General features: G+C 62.4%; 15 protein-coding genes and 3 tRNA genes. 8 read left to right on the forward strand and 10 right to left on the reverse strand.

The window, feature by feature from the left end; translation table 11 throughout:
* Window positions 1-13 precede the first annotated feature (13 nt).
* Window positions 14-1,438, reverse strand: coding sequence for an MFS transporter (locus PXH66_RS11905; protein ID WP_330931713.1), 1,425 nt, complete (start codon window positions 1,436-1,438; stop codon window positions 14-16).
* Between the two features lie 18 nt (window positions 1,439-1,456).
* Window positions 1,457-2,857, reverse strand: a complete 1,401-nt coding sequence (gene argH / locus PXH66_RS11910) for an argininosuccinate lyase (RefSeq protein WP_330931714.1) — start codon at window positions 2,855-2,857, stop codon at window positions 1,457-1,459.
* A 128-nt stretch (window positions 2,858-2,985) separates the two neighbouring features.
* Between argH and PXH66_RS11915 the strand changes: the two genes are divergently transcribed.
* Window positions 2,986-3,492 carry a hypothetical protein gene (locus tag PXH66_RS11915; RefSeq protein ID WP_330931715.1) on the forward strand — a complete coding sequence of 169 codons (507 nt, stop codon included), beginning with the start codon at window positions 2,986-2,988 and terminating at the stop codon, window positions 3,490-3,492.
* Window positions 3,493-3,505: 13 nt separating this feature from the next.
* Here PXH66_RS11915 and PXH66_RS11920 read toward each other — a convergent pair whose 3' ends face one another.
* On the reverse strand, window positions 3,506-5,005 hold the full coding sequence (locus PXH66_RS11920) for a response regulator (RefSeq protein ID WP_330931716.1): 1,500 nt from the start codon (window positions 5,003-5,005) through the stop codon (window positions 3,506-3,508).
* 229 nt (window positions 5,006-5,234) lie between these two features.
* Window positions 5,235-5,311 (reverse strand) — tRNA-Arg (locus PXH66_RS11925).
* 163 nt (window positions 5,312-5,474) lie between these two features.
* Here PXH66_RS11925 and PXH66_RS11930 point away from each other — a divergent pair.
* Together PXH66_RS11930 and PXH66_RS11935 are read left to right on the forward strand one after the other, a co-directional pair.
* Window positions 5,475-6,230 carry an SDR family NAD(P)-dependent oxidoreductase gene (locus tag PXH66_RS11930; RefSeq protein WP_330931717.1) on the forward strand — a complete coding sequence of 252 codons (756 nt, stop codon included), beginning with the start codon at window positions 5,475-5,477 and terminating at the stop codon, window positions 6,228-6,230.
* Between the two features lie 113 nt (window positions 6,231-6,343).
* Window positions 6,344-6,420 (forward strand) — tRNA-Asp (locus PXH66_RS11935).
* Window positions 6,421-6,434: 14 nt separating this feature from the next.
* Here the strand turns inward: PXH66_RS11935 and PXH66_RS11940 are convergent.
* Window positions 6,435-7,769 (reverse strand): NAD(P)/FAD-dependent oxidoreductase, encoded by a 1,335-nt coding sequence (locus PXH66_RS11940; RefSeq protein ID WP_330931718.1) that lies wholly within the window; start codon window positions 7,767-7,769, stop codon window positions 6,435-6,437.
* 118 nt (window positions 7,770-7,887) lie between these two features.
* Between PXH66_RS11940 and PXH66_RS11945 the strand changes: the two genes are divergently transcribed.
* A complete protein-coding gene (locus PXH66_RS11945) occupies window positions 7,888-8,733 on the forward strand; it encodes an amidohydrolase family protein (protein ID WP_330931720.1) in 846 nt (281 codons plus the stop codon).
* Window positions 8,734-8,736: 3 nt separating this feature from the next.
* Here PXH66_RS11945 and PXH66_RS11950 read toward each other — a convergent pair whose 3' ends face one another.
* Window positions 8,737-11,322, reverse strand: coding sequence for an acetylxylan esterase (locus PXH66_RS11950; RefSeq protein WP_330931721.1), 2,586 nt, complete (start codon window positions 11,320-11,322; stop codon window positions 8,737-8,739).
* A gap of 65 nt (window positions 11,323-11,387) precedes the next feature.
* Window positions 11,388-11,912, reverse strand: coding sequence for a hypothetical protein (locus PXH66_RS11955; RefSeq protein ID WP_330931722.1), 525 nt, complete (start codon window positions 11,910-11,912; stop codon window positions 11,388-11,390).
* Between the two features lie 103 nt (window positions 11,913-12,015).
* Between PXH66_RS11955 and PXH66_RS11960 the strand changes: the two genes are divergently transcribed.
* Window positions 12,016-12,711 carry a DUF374 domain-containing protein gene (locus tag PXH66_RS11960; protein ID WP_330931723.1) on the forward strand — a complete coding sequence of 232 codons (696 nt, stop codon included), beginning with the start codon at window positions 12,016-12,018 and terminating at the stop codon, window positions 12,709-12,711.
* Window positions 12,712-12,780: 69 nt separating this feature from the next.
* Here the strand turns inward: PXH66_RS11960 and PXH66_RS11965 are convergent, their stop codons facing one another.
* Entirely contained in the window at window positions 12,781-13,290 is a 510-nt protein-coding gene (locus PXH66_RS11965; RefSeq protein ID WP_330931724.1) for a hypothetical protein, read from the reverse strand.
* Between the two features lie 200 nt (window positions 13,291-13,490).
* Here PXH66_RS11965 and PXH66_RS11970 point away from each other — a divergent pair.
* The 3 genes from PXH66_RS11970 to PXH66_RS11980 all read left to right on the forward strand — a co-directional run bounded on the left by PXH66_RS11970 (window position 13,491) and on the right by PXH66_RS11980 (window position 14,977).
* Window positions 13,491-13,566: transfer RNA gene (locus PXH66_RS11970), tRNA-Ala, on the forward strand.
* Window positions 13,567-13,704: 138 nt separating this feature from the next.
* The gene (locus PXH66_RS11975; protein WP_330931725.1) at window positions 13,705-13,947 is read left to right on the forward strand and encodes a GIY-YIG nuclease family protein; all 243 of its coding nucleotides are present in this window, start codon (window positions 13,705-13,707) and stop codon (window positions 13,945-13,947) included.
* Window positions 13,948-14,071: 124 nt separating this feature from the next.
* A complete protein-coding gene (locus tag PXH66_RS11980) occupies window positions 14,072-14,977 on the forward strand; it encodes a transglutaminase-like domain-containing protein (protein WP_330931726.1) in 906 nt (301 codons plus the stop codon).
* A 43-nt stretch (window positions 14,978-15,020) separates the two neighbouring features.
* On the opposite strand, the gene PXH66_RS11985 is transcribed toward PXH66_RS11980, so the two are convergent.
* Window positions 15,021-15,158, reverse strand: coding sequence for a hypothetical protein (locus PXH66_RS11985; protein WP_330931727.1), 138 nt, complete (start codon window positions 15,156-15,158; stop codon window positions 15,021-15,023).
* A 45-nt stretch (window positions 15,159-15,203) separates the two neighbouring features.
* Entirely contained in the window at window positions 15,204-15,467 is a 264-nt protein-coding gene (locus tag PXH66_RS11990) for a DNA-directed RNA polymerase subunit omega (RefSeq protein ID WP_330931728.1), read from the reverse strand.
* Between the last annotated feature and the right edge of the window lie 52 nt (window positions 15,468-15,519).

A 15,519-nucleotide genomic window follows, 5' to 3' on the forward strand; every position in this document is an offset into this window, starting at 1 on the left:
GCTGCTCCCTTGGTCAGCGGGATCCCTTGGAAGGTTCCGCTTCCGGACCGGGAGGATTCTTTTCCAACTCCCGCAAATCCACCAAACTCACCAGATAGGTCGCCGCGCGAAACGGCCGGAATATGGCGTTGCCGATAACCAACGACTTCGCCGGCTGGGTTTCATCCTCCGGCAAACGCCCCACCAGGGAGGAAAGCACCACCACGCCCACAATCACGACCCCGAAGAAAACTTGAAACATCGTGCTGTCGATCGCCGGTCCGCCCGCCGCGTTTTGCGATTTGAGAGCCATGCCCCACAGGATCGGCGACAGTCCGCCCACACATGCGGTCACCGCGCCCTGCACGGCGATCATCAGCGCTCGATTGTCGTCCTCGATCACTTGCGCGAGGTAATTGAGATTGGAAATCGTCCAACAGGCCGCCGCCAATCCCAATCCGAAATAGGCCACATACACGCCCCCCAACATCGTCCATTCGCGGTGGATGAATGCCCACCAAAACGCCGCCACCATCACGTAGAGAATCATCGCCAACAGAAAAAACGGTCGCGCGCCGTGCTGACTGATGCGCCGCTTGATAAACGCCGCCGCCGCAATCACGCCCGCATAGCGCAGCACCTCGAAACCCATGATCTGGCCGGCGCTCAGTGCCGGTCCGACTTTGAGGTAATAAGCCAAAAACGGCGGGATTGGCGTCGACACCACCGCATACCCGACTGCGAGCCATAAGAACTGCCGAAACCGCGAAGGCCGGAACATGTAGCGCGGCGTATCCCGAAACACCCGCCCCAGCCCGATCGGTTCGGGATTAGGCGCATCCGGCAATCGCCGCAACGACATGAAACTCAGATACGATCCGGCCAGCGCGATGCCGTATTGGATCAACAACGCGACAAAAATCGGCAACTGCGCGAACAACGCCACGCACGCCAGCAACGTGCCCACTCCCGCGAAACCGGAAATGAATTGGTCACTGGCAAAGTAGCGGCCGCGCGCCTTCGGCGGCAGGATCGAATACAACCACGGCATGATCGCCGCCGCTCCGATGGTGCGGAAAAAACAAAACCAAAACACACTGCCCACCAACGCCGGCGCCATCCACGGTTTCACGCCGCTGTGCGCGGCCGCAATCGCCAGCCACACCGGCACGATCAGGAACAGACTGCGCGCCGCCCAGCCCCCGAGCATGACCTTTTTGTAGCCAAACTTCGGCAGTAGCGCCGTGGCCAGAATCTGGATCGGCGTGAGAATGAACACGAACGAATACGCCAGCCCCACCTGCAGCGACGACGCGCCCAGCTCCTCGGCAAACAGCACCATCGGCGTGCCGATGCCGATCTGCCAGGTCATCGCATTGAAAAACCCGAACAACAGGCCCGGCCGAAACGGCGCGAGCTCCGGATCGGACTTCTCAGTCGGAATCAGCCGCGAAATCACCAGCTTACTTTTCCGGGGTTAAGCCAGGTGTTTGCGCCAGCGGGCGAGTTGCCGTTTGACCTGTTTGGGACCGGGCATGCCCGTGCCGATGCGTCGGGCGGCCGCACGCTTGAGATCAAACACGTCGATCCAGTCCGCCTTGAGTGCGGGATGGATTTTTTGCACGTCGGCCGTGGCCAACTTGTCCAACGGCACGCCGCTGGTTTCGGCCAGTTTCACCACCGCGCCCACCACGTGGTGCGCTTCGCGGAACGGCACGCCGTTTTCCACGAGGTAGTCCGCCAGGTCCGTCGCCAACAACGCCGGATCCGCCACCGCCCGGGCGCAGGACTCACGCCGCATGCGCGCCCCGGTCAGCGTGCCCGCGACGACGGCGAGACACATCATGGTCTGGTCAAAGCTGTCAAAGACCGGCGGCTTGTCCTCCTGCAAATCGCGATTGTAGGTCAGCGGCAGACCCTTCGCCATCGTGAGCAACGTGGTCAGGTTACCTTGCAGGCGCGCCGCTTTGCCCCGCAACAACTCGCACGAATCCGGATTCTTCTTCTGCGGCATCAGCGACGAGCCGGTGCAAAACGTGTCGGGCAGATCAATGTATTTAAACTCGCTGCTCGACCACAGAATCAGGTCCTCGGCCAACCGGGAAAAGTGCGTGCCCACCAGCGCGCAGGCGGTCGCAAATTCGACGAACACATCGCGATCCGCGACCGTATCCATGGAGTTCTGCGTTACCCGCGGACGTCCCCGCTCGTCGACAAAACCGAGCGCCTTGGCCGTGAACTCGCGGTCGATCGGCAAGGTCGTGCCAGCCAGCGCGCCCGCGCCCAGCGGACACCAATTGGCGTGCTTCGCCACCCCGGAGAACCGCGCCCGATCGCGCTCAAACATTTCCAAATACGCCGCCAGGTGATGGGCGACCTGCACCGGCTGGGCGCGTTGCAAGTGCGTGTAACCCGGGATCATCACCTCGCCGTCGAGCTCGGCAAGCGCGAGCAACGCCCGTTGCGCCTCCTCCAACCGCGCGTCGATTTCGCCGCAGGCCCACTTGAAAAAGAGGCGCATGTCGGTCGCCACCTGATCATTGCGACTGCGCGCGGTGTGCAGCTTCGCGGCGGCGGGCACGCGCTGAGTCAGCGCCTGCTCGATGTTCATGTGCACATCTTCCAACGCCGTGTTCCACTCGAACTTTCCGGCCGCGATTTCCTTGCCGATGGCGTCGAGTCCCCGGTGGATCGCGTTGCGTTCCTTGGCCGTGATCAGGCCCACGTGGGCGAGCATGGCCGAGTGCGCTTTGCTTCCGGCGATGTCGAACTGAGCCAGTCGGCGATCAAACGAAACGGACTCGCTGAACGAGAGCATCAATTCGGCGGGGCCGGCCGAGAATCGGCCCCCCCAGGTCGCTTGGTTTTGCTTGGCCATGGTGATCGGGAGCACACGGCGGGGATTCGCCACGCGCAACGCGAAAGATATACGGACACCCCTCCCGCATTCGCCAACTAAGCCGAAGATTCGGTTGCGACGCGCCGCCCGCCGCGCACGTTGATCGCATGCCGCGCCTGCTTACGTTCCTATTGCTCGTTTGGGCCCCGATGCTTCGGGCCGTCGATACGCCCGCCAGCCCGGCAGAGCCTGAGGCCCCGGCCACCGTTGAAAACGTCTCTCCGGCTTTACCCGATCAATACGACCAGGCGGTCATCGCCGAGGCGAAGACCTCCATCTACATCGGTGCGGTCACGCTCACCATGCCGCCCTTCCAACGTGAGGGCGAGCGATACACCTCATCGTATCAGGCCAAGGTCTTTCCGTTTTTCTTCTACAACGAAAAGGGCACGATTTCGATCAACGTCACCGACGACAACCTGCGCCAGCTGGCGGCCGGTGAGCGCGTTTACTTCGACGGCGAAGCCTTTGAATCGAAGGGGGAACCCCGTCGTATCGAAGGTCACGCCGACCCCGCGGACGCGAGCTCTGGTAAAATCAAGGTGCGTGTGTGGGTCTCGAAGAACATCGAGCTGATCTTCAATACCACCTACCAGTTCAACGGCGGCGCCTGAACGGTTTCGCCGCTCAAACCAACGTGCGCACGACGCGCATGAATGCCGTCATCGAAAACGGCTTTTGCAGGAAACCCGCCGCCCCCGACCGGCTTACCGCCGATTGTAGTTTGGGCTCCAAATGCCCACTCATGATGAGCACGGTGACGTCGGCCTGCAACTCACGCATGCTGGTGAATACTTCCCAACCATTCATGCCCGGCAGGACCAGATCACAGATGACGAGATCGATTTGGGCCCGGTGCTGAGTGAAGAGGTCCAATGCCGCCGTCCCATCCTTGGCGGCAAACACCTCGAAACCCGCCCGCTGCAGGGTCTCGGAAATGGCATCGAGCAACCCTTGTTCATCATCGACGACGAGTATGGATCGCTGTCCGGCCTGCTTGGCCGGGCGCATCGGCGGTTTTGATTGCGAGGTCTCGGCTTTCGTCAGGTGTTCCGTCGCCGCCAATGGCAGGTGAATCGCAAACAGCAGACCACCGTTGGCCTGTTCCTGTTGCCCCAGGAACCCGCTGTGCGACTCCACAATACGTTCGACCATCGTGAAACCCAGATCGTGGGACGGCGCGGTTTGCGTTTGCTCGTGCAGAGGAATGGGTGGTCGACTGCGACTCCGAGGCAGTCCGGGATGACTGATCTCGATGACCGCGTAGGCACCGTCGTCCGCCTGCGCGTAGCGGGAGCGCAACTCCGCTCCGGTCGCCCGCAGGGTGCGAATCCGCAACGCGCGTTGGCCCTTGGGGTCGAGTTGATGCAACCGACCAAAAAGATTGTCGATGGCGTCGCCCAGTTGATCCACGTCGATCGGCACCGCCCGCAACTCGGAGCTCATCGAAACGCTCAAATCAATCGGACGATCACCATGGGCCATGCGCAGCTGTTGGACTCGCGCTTCCACCATTTCCGCCAAATTTGCCCCGCGCAACACGGCGTCGGGTCGCCGCACGAGATACAGACTTTGCCGCACCAGAGTGGACGCGCGCTCCACCGCCCCTTCCACGCCTTCAGCCACCACCCGCAATCGGCGGGAATCCGCGGTGCCTTCCTGCAACAACGCCGAATATCCCAGGATGATCGCGAGCAGGTTGTTAAAATCGTTGGCAATCGCCGAAGCCAGGGCATCGAAATTTTCCATCCGGTGCAGCAACTGCAGCTGTCGATCGCCCCGGGCCATCTTGGACATGTCGACGAAAGTGATCAACCGCAGCACTTCACCGTCCGATCCTTGCACCCGGGCGTTGCGGGAAAACGCCACCACCGGCCGACCGCGCCGGTGGACGAATTTCATCTCGCGACCGGTCCATTCGGTTTCGTTGTCGTCCGCCACCACGGCGTCGTGCATCGCACGCATCGCCAAGGCCATATCCGGCGGATGCAGCCGGGCGATGGGCAATCCTTCCAATTCATCGGCCTCGAATCCCAACGCCGCCGCGAAAGCGTCGTTGACCCGGCGAATGACCCCATCGCTCCCCACCAGACAGAGTCCCGCCGCACTGCGGCGCCAAACATCCATCGCCAGCGCGTCCCAATCTGACCTTGTTAAGTCCGAAGATGACGCACGGTTCAATGAGTTGGAGGATTTGTTCATCAACGGGGTCAGACGATTCGCACGCCACCAGCGCGACGCCCCCACAACCGTGCAATTGCACCTACCGGGACAGACACTCGCCGATCTGAAGGTCCGTCCGTGTTAGCAGATCCGAGGTCGAGGTGAAGCTGATTCATAGGGAAATTTCTTAAAATGGCGCGCCCGGAGGGATTCGAACCCCCGACCACCAGCTTAGAAGGCAGGTGCTCTATCCGGCTGAGCTACGGGCGCATAACCAAGTTGCAGACGGTTAAGAAGCACGGAGATTGACGACAAGGGCAATCCCCCAAACCACCGCCATCGCTGCTTCGATCCGCCTGCCAAGCTCGAACGGCAGGCGATGCCGCGGAAAAAAATCTGCCACGCTCGCCGGATTTCACCTAAAGTGCCTGTCATGCCCCTTCCCTCTTTTAACCTGACTGGGCGACGTGCCCTCATCACCGGCTCTTCCCAAGGAATCGGCCGCGATCTCGCTCACACCCTGGCCTCCGCCGGTGCCGAGGTGATCATCAATGGTCGCAACCCCGAGAAACTCGCCCGCGTGGTCGATGAATTCGCTGCGGAGAACCTGACCGTCCGCGCCTGCGCTTTTGACGTCGCCGACGAGGCGGCTGTGATCGCCGGTGCCAAGGAGGTCGGGGCCATCGACATTTTGATCAACAACGCCGGCATCCACCGGCGCGGCCCCTTGGCCGACATGCCGCTCGCCGACTGGCAGGCCGTCCTCGACTCCAACCTCACCGGTCCTTTCCTCGTCGCCCGCGCGTTCGTCAGCGGCATGATCGAACGCGGCTCCGGCAAGATCATCAATATCTGCTCCATCATGAGCAACCTCGCCCGCCCCACCACCGGCAACTACGCCGCCTCCAAGGGCGGACTCGCCATGCTCACCAAGGCGATGACCGCCGAGTGGGCGCAGCACAACATCCAGATCAACGGCATCGCCCCCGGCTACCTCGACACGCCGCTCAACGCCCCGTTGGTCAATGATCCCAAATTCAGCGACTGGGTGAAATCGCGCACGCCGTCCCGACGTTGGGGCAAACCCGAAGATCTCGCCGGGGCCGCCATATTTTTCGCCGCACCCGCTTCCGACTACGTCAACGGCCAGATTCTCACCATCGACGGCGGTATGCTCGCCGTGGTTTGACCCCGGCACCGCCGGCTCATTTCGAGCCCGTTCCGACCAAGAGCGAAAAACTTCCAGAACTGCGCTTGACTTGAAAAGCGCGACTTCTACGGTCTCGCCTCCTTGCCCCTCACGGGGTGGTAGCTCAGTTGGTTAGAGCGTCTGCCTGTCACGCAGAAGGCCGCGGGTTCGAGTCCCGTCCATCCCGCCATTTTTAATCTCCGTTCACTCCTGAACGGAGATTTTTTGTGCCGCCACCAAAGATTCCGCCGGTGATCCCCGCTGGTCCATGCCCATGATGATCCGGGCGCCCCGCTTGTAGGAAAAATACGAATAGGTCCATTGCAGCAGCACGGAGAGCCGGTTGCGGAAGCCGACCAAAAAGAAAAGGTGCAGCGCCAGCCACGCCAGCCAGGCGGGCAATCCCTGCAGATGAATGCGACCGATTTGCGCGATCGCCGCCCTCCGGCCGATCGTCGCCATGTTGCCTTTGTCCCGGTAGGCAAACGCCGGGCGTCGCGCCGGATCGCTCGGCACGCCCGACTGCAATGAGCGATTCAGCACGTCGGCCACGAACGCGGCGCCCTGAATCGCACCTTGCGCCACCCCCGGCACGATTTGGCCGTTGGCGTCCTTCAGCGTGGTGAGGTCGCCGACCGCAAACACGTCGGAGTGGCCGGGCACGCTCAAATCCGGGTTCACCGGAATCCGTCCCGCCCGGTCCAACGCGATGCCGAGCGATTGCGTGACGGCCGCCGCACCGACCCCGGCGCCCCACAAAACGGTGCCCGCCCGCAAGACTTCGTCACCGATGTGCACCTCACCTCGCCGCAGATCGGTGACGCGCACGCCCGTGCGCACTTCGACGCCCATTTTCTCCAGTTGGCGGCGGGCACTGGCGGCCAGATCGGGGGGAAACGCCCCCAGCACGGCATCACTCCCCTCCACGAGGATGATGCGTGCTTCCCGCGGATCGATACGATCGAAGTCGCGCCGCATGACTTTGCGCGCGAGCTCAGCCAACGAACCCGCCAATTCCACGCCGGTGGGCCCGCCTCCCACCACCACGGTGGTCATGAGGTCGCGTCGCCGCACCGGATCGTCCTCGCGCTCGGCGCGTTCGTAGGCGAGCAGCACTTCGCGCCGCACCCGCATCGCATCGTCGAGCGATTTGATGCCGGGCGCGTGTTGTTCCCACTCGGGCCGCCCGAAGTAGGTGGTGCGTCCGCCAAGCGCGATCACCAGATAATCGTAGCTCAGCTCACCCCGGTCGAGGTGCACCCGTCTTTGCGCGAGATCGATGCCGGTGACTTCCGCCAATCGCACTTCGAGATTCGGTTTGTGCTTTAACAGCGAACGAATCGGCTGCGCGATGTCGGGCGCCGCCAGCCCCGCCGTGGCCACTTGATACAGCAAAGGCTGAAAAAGATGATGGTTCTGCCGGTCGACCACCGTGACCCGGGCCCGCCGCGAATCAAAATCCTGGGCAAAACGCAATCCGCCGAAACCGGCGCCGAGCACCACGACATGAGGAAGACGGGAGGAAGAAGGCTGGGACATGCCGCAACCTAATCCTGATCAGACGGAAAGAAAGCCCGCCCATCGTTTAACTGCCAATGGCCGCCGACTTTCCTTTTCGCGGGAACCCCGTAGTTTCGCCCCTTCCCTACTTTTACCCATGTCATTTCGCTACATCGACACCCACGTGCACTTTTGGGATCGCGCCCAGTTGCCTTACCCGTGGCTTGAGCCGCTCACCCGGATTTCGGCACCGCACGGGCCCGCCACATATCAAGCCGAGACCGGCATCACGCCGCCCGAAAAACTCGTTTTTCTCCAATGCGTCGGGGAGATCTCCAGCTGGCGCGCCGAGGTCGAGTGGATTGAATCGCTGGCCCGGGACTTCCCCCCCATCGCCGGTATCGTCGCCACCGCCCCCTTGGATCAAGACGAGGACACCTTGCGTATATTGGACGACTTGGCGGCGCGTCCCTTGGTCAAAGGGGTCCGCCACAATACCCAGGACGAATCTTTGGGCTTTGCCCGCAACTCGCGCTACGTCGCCGGAGCGCAAGCCTGCGGCGAACGCGGCTTGGTCGTCGACCTGTGTTGCTACCACCCACAGTTGTCCGATCTCACCGCGCTCGTCCGGCAATGCCCGACCACCCCCTTCGTGCTCGACCACCTCGGCAAACCCGGCATCCGCGACCGCTTGATCGAGCAGTGGCGGAAAGACATCAGCGAATTGGCGGCCGAACCCAACGTCACCGCCAAACTCTCGGGCATCGTGACCGAGGCCGATTTCGACCGCTGGACGATCGACGACCTGCGACCCTACGTGCAGCACTACCTGGAAGTGTTTGGACCAGAGCGCGTGGTGTTCGGCAGCGACTGGCCCGTGGTCAAACTCGCCAGCACGCATGCCCAGTGGCTCGCCACCGCGCGCGAGCTGCTCAGCGATTTGTCCGCCGACCAGCAGGACGCCGTTTTCTACCGCAACGCCGAACGCGTCTATTCCCTGTGACGGCTAGGGCGTCACCGCCGACGGAGTGGTGATGTAGCGATCGGCCCAGTCTAAGAACGCCGGCCAGTTGGGCAGCGTGGTGTGTCCGCCCGCATGTTGGCGCCAGGCCAGATCCCCGGAGGCCACCGTCTCTTCCTCCGCCGGGTAAACGTCGGTGCCCAGACCGCGAAGCCCCAGCAACTCATAGACCGGGCTCGCGGCGGCCGTGGCCATGAACATGCCACGTTGGTCGATCCATTGACCTTCCACGTTGGGTGAACCCGCACTCACAAACACCGGCCGCGGCGCGCACATCGCAATGAGTTCGTGCGCGTCCACGGGCATGTCCGCCGCAGTGAGCGGTCCGGCATATTTGAGAAAATTGCCCGCCATCCAGTGGTAGGCGCCGCCGCCGGCAAGATTCTCCACCCGCTCGCCAAAATCACGGCGGTAAAGCTTCGCGCCGCCCGCTCCCGACGAGCCGACGAAGCCGACCGCAAAACGCTCATCAAACGCCATCGCAACCAGCACCGCTTTACCGTAGCGCGACAGCCCTTCGATGGTCACTTGATCGGAATCAACGGCCGGATCGGCCTCGAAATAATCCATCGCCCGGCTGGCGCCCCACGCCCAGGCGCGCAGTGCGCCCCAGTCTGCCAAACCGCGCGGTTTGCCGTGGCTGGTCAAACCGATGATGCCTTGCGTCAATCCTTCCGCATTATCCGCCTGAAAACTCGTCGGCACGATCGTCGCCACCCCCCAGCCATGTGCGAGGACCTGCTCCTCCCACGTCGGTCCCTCTGGCTGCGGGAACAGTGCCAGAATGCGGGCGGGCCAGCCAAAATGCAGCACGGTCGGCACGGGGCCCTCGGCGTTCGCGGGCACCGTGACGGAAAGTTCGATGGTGACTTCGAGAAACGGATACTCGCGGTGGTCGACCCGCCCCGCGAGGTGCTTGGTGGTAACGGCCATGTCGCCTTTGGTCTCGGCGATCGTATCGAGCACCTCCCAGGTCACGGCCGGCACGTCGTCCGGAATCCGACCGTAGAACTCGCGTTCAAAATGCTCCGCAATCTCGGCCCGACGTTGCGCGGTCCACTCCGCCGCCGTCCGCACCGGCGTCCCGTCGTCCGACTTCAGCGCGTCGGGAAGATCCGGATACACATTGGCTTTGGCTTCGTCGTAATTGGGCGCGTTGGGGGCGGCGGGATCCCGGGGATCGGCTCCCGGCCGCAATTTATCGATGCCGAGTTGATCGAGCAGGGCCCGATGCGCCTGCGGTCCCGTCAGCGCGACCGGCGCGGGCTCGCCCATCTTGAGCGCCGGCAGCCAGCCTTGGTAAACGCGGTCCACGTAGGGTTGCTGCGAGCCCTCGAAATCCTGGTGCCCCGATACCGGCAGCGGCACGATTTCCGTATACGCTTTGATCTGGTTGGTCGCGGCCCATACCGTCGCAGGCGGACAGGTGGTATCCTTCAATCCGATACCAATGAGCGTGGGGGCCTTGATCCGCGCGGCGAAGTTGGCGGCGTCGAAATAGCGGCTGGTTTCACGCACAGCCGCAGCGTCGCGGCCGGCCGTTTTTTCATACCAGCGCGGGAAGGCCGGTTCCCGGCCGACCGACGGCGCCAGCATGTCGGCGCCCGAGGGCACCAGCGCCATCGCCGCCGTGATATCCGGATGCAGCCCCGCGGTCACCAGCGTCTGCTGTCCGCCCTGACTCGTGCCCATGACGACCAGTGTGCGGCCATCCCAATCCGACCGGCTTTTCAAATACTCGACCGCCCGGTAACAGGAGAGATACATGCGCAGGAAGTAGCTCTGCTCCCGATCGTCGTTACCGATCTCCCAGTAGTTCTTGAGGGGACCCGCCTTCTGGTCCTCGTAAAATTCCTGGGGCTGATCGATTGGCAAGTCGTGCGGCAGGATGTTGAGCGTGAGCCACCCTTCCGCGGCACGATCCACCGCCCAGCTTTTCTCCAATCCGTAGACTCCCGCCCATTGCACGATGAGCAACGCCGGCAACTTCTCACCCGCGGTCGGTCTGGCGAGCTGCCCGTGGATTTCGGTGCCCCGAATGTTGTCCATCGTGATCTGCCAGTAGTCGACGCCTGCGCGACCGCCATCTTCCGCCGCGAGGCGCGGACGGCTCGGGACGCTCGCCAGCTCAGCTACTTTCGCCTGCCAAAACGCGTCAAAGTCCGCCGGTGCTTCCGCCGCCGGCTTGATGCGCTCGGGCGAAGCCACGGCGCCCCCACGGGCCGTTTTCGTTTCCTCGCCCTCCGTCCACGTCACCTCCAACAACAACGCGTTGGGCTCCTCGATCGGAGCCTCCAAGTGCGCAACGTTGTCGACAAACTCGACATTCCCCGAGCCCGCCTCGGTCATGCCCCCCAGCTTGAAGAGGTAGGTCGCGGCCGGGGCCGGTTGATCCGTGTCACTATCCCACGTCACCGTCCACGGCACGGTTTCACCGGCCCAATATACTCCCGTCTCGCGATCGGGTCGCACCACCATGCGATCGGCCCACGCGGCGGCACTGACCATTAAACTCAAGCCGATGAGTCCGAGAGAGCGAACAACGGCGCGGGGCAGTCTGGAACTAAACATACAAACGGTTTTGGGGGTTGCTAACGACCGAGCCATGAACGGTCCGAGCCACCATCGAAACAAGGTCAAAACCGTCCGTCGAGCACCGCCTGCCAACCGGCGCGCTCTCCCGTTAAGCCCACCGCATCCAGACCAGCCCCGATCTCAGCTTCCGTCGGTTCCCGCACGTCGTGCCGAGGATCGGCCGGAAGATCCGGACGCACCCGTCGCGTGATTGCCCAGCAGGCCCACGCTCGCCATTCGCGCATCGCTTTGCGCGGTTCGTTCATGCGGTCGGCATAGTGTTGGAAATGCACTCGGGGATTCCCGCAGAACAAATCGCGCGGCACCTCGGTGAGCAACCACGCCATCGCCGCATACGGCATCGGCCACGAATGCACCACTGGTTCGTTCCCCGCCAGATCCGCTCCCATGGCACGGTCCAGACACAGAATCGCCCGGGCCGGGAGACGGCGTTGCCACAGAAAATGACCATACTCCAGGGCCGTGCCATAAAACCCCGCCCCGCGCGTTTCCCCGTGCGGCTCATACACCCGCCAATCCATGTGCGGACGCGGCGTGGGAAGATGCGGGCAAACCGGGAGTGACATGGGGCCCTTCGCTGACGGCCTCAGCGCGCAGCGTCAACTCTCGGCGTGCGGCCCAACCATTTCGCACTTCTCTCTTCAGAATTCGCTTTCCATTCTCCGCGCCGTGCCTCCCTCCGCCGACGAGTCTTCGCGTGCCACCACGATCACCGGATTTAACCGGATCGTATTGTGGGTGATGGGCTTCGTGCTGCGCGTGTGGTCGCGCACGATCCGCATGACCATCGATCCCGTTTCGCGCACCGCGCTTGGCACGATTGACGAACCCATCGCGCTGGCCACCTGGCACAACCGCCTGTTTCTCGCGGGCGAATGCACCCGCCGGTATCGGAACAACCAGCCGTTTCACGGCTTGATCAGCGCGAGCAAAGACGGCGCGTGGCTGGTGGGGTTTTTCGAAATGATCGGCATCAAAGCCATACGCGGTTCGTCGAGTTGGGGCGCGCGCGAGGCCGCGTCCGCCATGATCGCGGTGGCCCGCTCCGGCGGCGACATCGCGATCACGCCCGACGGCCCGCGCGGTCCCTGTTATGAATTCAAGCCGGGCGGTCTGATCATTTCCCGCCGGGCCAACGTCCCTCTGCTCCTGGTGGGCATGCAGTTTAAAGGCCGGATCAAAGTGCTGCGCAGTTGGGACCGGTTCATCGTGCCGTGGCCGTTCACGAAGGTGCATTTGCATTGCCGCATCGTGCGCCCCACCGAGCTGCCCCGCGACCGCACGCAAGCCATTGCCGATCTGACCCGGTTGATGCACGAGTTGAACGGCACGACCACCGCAGCCACCGATCCCGCCCGGGCATAAAAAAGCGCCCCCTGGGGAGGCGCTTGTCCAATAGACGGGGCCAACCTGCCGCCCCCCCGTGGGATCCGTTTAGAACGACGGCACGAGCGAGACTTCGCTGCCGGGCTCGACCACATAGTCCTCGCCGGCGCTCCAGCTGAGATCGTCCACGAGGAACTTGAAAACGACCGGGCTGGTCGCGCCCGTGAGGGCAATCGTCCACTGATCATCGGCCACGCAGTTGAGCGGGGTGCCGGCATCCCAGGACAACCCGGGACCTTCACCGCGGATGAACAGGGCATGGCCGAAACCGATGTCGATCCGGGCCGAAATAACCGTGGCGGAAACGGTGGCCTGCTTGGGGGCGACCGTCTTTTTGACGACAGCCTTTTTAACGGCGACTTTCTTCACCGTCGCGGCTTTTTTGGGCGCAGCGGCTTTTTTCACCGGAGCCTTTTTGACGGGCGCAGGGACGACTTTGGCGGCGGGAGCAGGAGCCTTCTTGGCGACGGCCTTCTTGGTTCCCACAGTCTTTTTCGAGACGGTTTTCTTGGCCTGTGGGGTGGCAGGCGTCTTGGCGGACTTGGTGCTCTTTTTCATGATGGTTTGCGTGAGTTGTTTTTGACTCGGTCAAGAGCCTTGCTCCCACCGGGCCACGGGCTGCAATAGCAAATTGAGGACCAACAACGATCAGCGACTGAATTTTCATGTTCGTTACGCTGATGAACAAACGTGGTTCCCCGAAAAAGGTGTTTACTCGGACGGGTGAACTTCCCAGAACACTCCTCCTTTGGCTAAAAGGGGCTGTAGCTCAGTTGATAGAGCGCTTCGTTCGCAATGAAGAGGTCAGGGGTTTGATTCCCCTCAGCTCCACCAGCCTTCGTCCCGCCCTGCGGGACTTCGGCTGGCAGGCCAGCTGAAGACGGCGAAGGCTGCCCGCCATAGCCCAACGGGCGACGGAGGGCCTGACAGTCCTGCCCCCACGACACCCCATTTAGCACCTCACCGGTCTCCATGCACTACGTCTACCAAATCGAATCCATTTCGCATGCGGGAGAACGTTACATCGGCTCCACCGCCGACCTCAAAGCTCGCCTCATCAAACACAACGAAGGCGGCTCGCCCCACACGGCCAAATACCGCCCATGGAAATTGGTGAGCTACCAAGCATTTGAGTCCCCAGAGAAAGCCCGGGCATTCGAAGCCTACCTCAAATCAGGCTCCGGCCGCGCGTTCGCCCAAAGGCATATTTGGTGACGCAACCGGCGGCGTCCCAATCCCCGCTGCTCTTATTTCTTAAATACTCCCCCAGAGATCTATCGCTCATGGGGATGTTCTTTGAAATGAACGTGGAATGGAACCACCGGCTGGACCTTTCGACATGACCGTGCGAGTCGGGTGCAGCCTCGGCTATCGCGCCACCGGCGACGCGACCTTGTTGCTCAATCTGCGTCCGCAAACGCATGCAGCGCACGCGGTCATATTTGAAGCGCTGACGATTGGGGACGAACTCCCCACCGAGTCGTTTGGTGACAGTCACGGCAACCACATGTTGCGGGGCCGACTCAGCCCCGGAGAACATTTTCTGCGCTACGACGCCATCGTGGCCGTGACCTCGCAGCCAGACGATCAGGGGGCCCACGCCTCGTCCTCTTCTCCGGCGGCCCATTTGCCCCCGGAGGTGCTGCGCTACGCCTTTCCCAGTCGTTACGCCGATTCTGACAAATTGGTGAACTTTGCCTGGCAACACTTCGGCCACATCGCCGACGGTTATCCCCGCGTGCGCGCGATCAGCCAGTGGATTCACGAGAACATCGAATACCGCTACGGCTCCGGGGTCACGGAGATGAGTGCCTGGGATGTGTTGCGACGCGGCCATGGCGTTTGCCGGGATTTCGCGCATCTCGCAATCGCGCTCAACCGCACGTTCAACGTGCCCGCGCGTTACGTCACCGGGCACATGCCTGACATTGGTTTTCCCGATCCCGAAAACCACATGGATTTCCATGCCTACGCCGAAGTCTATCTCGGAGACCGTTGGTATACCACCGATGCGCGCTTCCACGTCCCCCGCATCGGCCGCATCAAGGTTTCCTGCGGATTGGATGCCGTGGACGGCGCGTTCTCCACGATTTTCGGCGGCGCGAACTTGTCCTACTTTCAGGTTTGGGCCTACCAAGTGAAGCATGGCACTGTCGGCGTCGGCGACCCGCTCGACTTCACCCAACGGCTCGACAACCAGACGACCATCGTCACCGAAGCGCCCTACTTCGTGCCGGAACGGTAGAGCGGCCTTTGCCTTTGTTTCGTTCGGACCGAGCGGAAACGGCTTACTTCTTCTTACCGGCGTTCAGTTTGGTCGCTTGCTGCGCGGTAATCTGGCGCTGCTTCTGTGCGTTGACGCCATCCGTTTTGGCCTGCTTCTGCGCCGCCTTTTTCTGATTCGATTTAGGTGATCTGTCGCCCATGGGTTTGCTTTGGACTGAGTTTGGAGTGGTTAAAAAAGCGATCGACTAGGCGTTGCCCAAGAGAGAAGCCAACGTCCGCGCTCGTGGTTCCACCGCCAGCGTCTGCGATTCGGATTCCCCCAGGGTGTAGCTGATCTTGCCCTCGGCGATTTCGCGCAGCGCCAGATCTTCCAACGCCAGCTTTTCCAAGGATTCAATCATGGGGCGCGCCCCGCGACGAAGTTGTTTCACGCGACGTGAAACCACGTTCACGAGGATATTGGGATCATCAATGACCTTAAAGGCACTCTGCAGATAGTCGTTGCGCATGGGATGTGGATACCGGCAGTCGTGCCGGGACGGTGCGCTTGATCGATGAAAC

The organism is Synoicihabitans lomoniglobus (assembly GCF_029023725.1).
Lineage (GTDB): Bacteria > Verrucomicrobiota > Verrucomicrobiia > Opitutales > Opitutaceae > Actomonas > Actomonas lomonigloba.

What these genes read in the sequence shown, in the direction of transcription:
- argH (WP_330931714.1), bottom strand. Translation starts at nt 2,857, where the DNA reads ATGGCCAAGCAAAACCAAGCGACCTGGGGGGGCCGATTCTCGGCCGGC.
- PXH66_RS11915 (WP_330931715.1), top strand. Translation starts at nt 2,986, where the DNA reads ATGCCGCGCCTGCTTACGTTCCTATTGCTCGTTTGGGCCCCGATGCTT.
- PXH66_RS11920 (WP_330931716.1), bottom strand. Translation starts at nt 5,005, where the DNA reads ATGGATGTTTGGCGCCGCAGTGCGGCGGGACTCTGTCTGGTGGGGAGC.
- PXH66_RS11930 (WP_330931717.1), top strand. Translation starts at nt 5,475, where the DNA reads ATGCCCCTTCCCTCTTTTAACCTGACTGGGCGACGTGCCCTCATCACC.
- PXH66_RS11940 (WP_330931718.1), bottom strand. Translation starts at nt 7,769, where the DNA reads ATGTCCCAGCCTTCTTCCTCCCGTCTTCCTCATGTCGTGGTGCTCGGC.
- PXH66_RS11945 (WP_330931720.1), top strand. Translation starts at nt 7,888, where the DNA reads ATGTCATTTCGCTACATCGACACCCACGTGCACTTTTGGGATCGCGCC.
- PXH66_RS11950 (WP_330931721.1), bottom strand. Translation starts at nt 11,322, where the DNA reads ATGTTTAGTTCCAGACTGCCCCGCGCCGTTGTTCGCTCTCTCGGACTC.
- PXH66_RS11955 (WP_330931722.1), bottom strand. Translation starts at nt 11,912, where the DNA reads ATGTCACTCCCGGTTTGCCCGCATCTTCCCACGCCGCGTCCGCACATG.
- PXH66_RS11965 (WP_330931724.1), bottom strand. Translation starts at nt 13,290, where the DNA reads ATGAAAAAGAGCACCAAGTCCGCCAAGACGCCTGCCACCCCACAGGCC.
- PXH66_RS11975 (WP_330931725.1), top strand. Translation starts at nt 13,705, where the DNA reads ATGCACTACGTCTACCAAATCGAATCCATTTCGCATGCGGGAGAACGT.
- PXH66_RS11980 (WP_330931726.1), top strand. Translation starts at nt 14,072, where the DNA reads ATGACCGTGCGAGTCGGGTGCAGCCTCGGCTATCGCGCCACCGGCGAC.
- PXH66_RS11985 (WP_330931727.1), bottom strand. Translation starts at nt 15,158, where the DNA reads ATGGGCGACAGATCACCTAAATCGAATCAGAAAAAGGCGGCGCAGAAG.
- PXH66_RS11990 (WP_330931728.1), bottom strand. Translation starts at nt 15,467, where the DNA reads ATGCGCAACGACTATCTGCAGAGTGCCTTTAAGGTCATTGATGATCCC.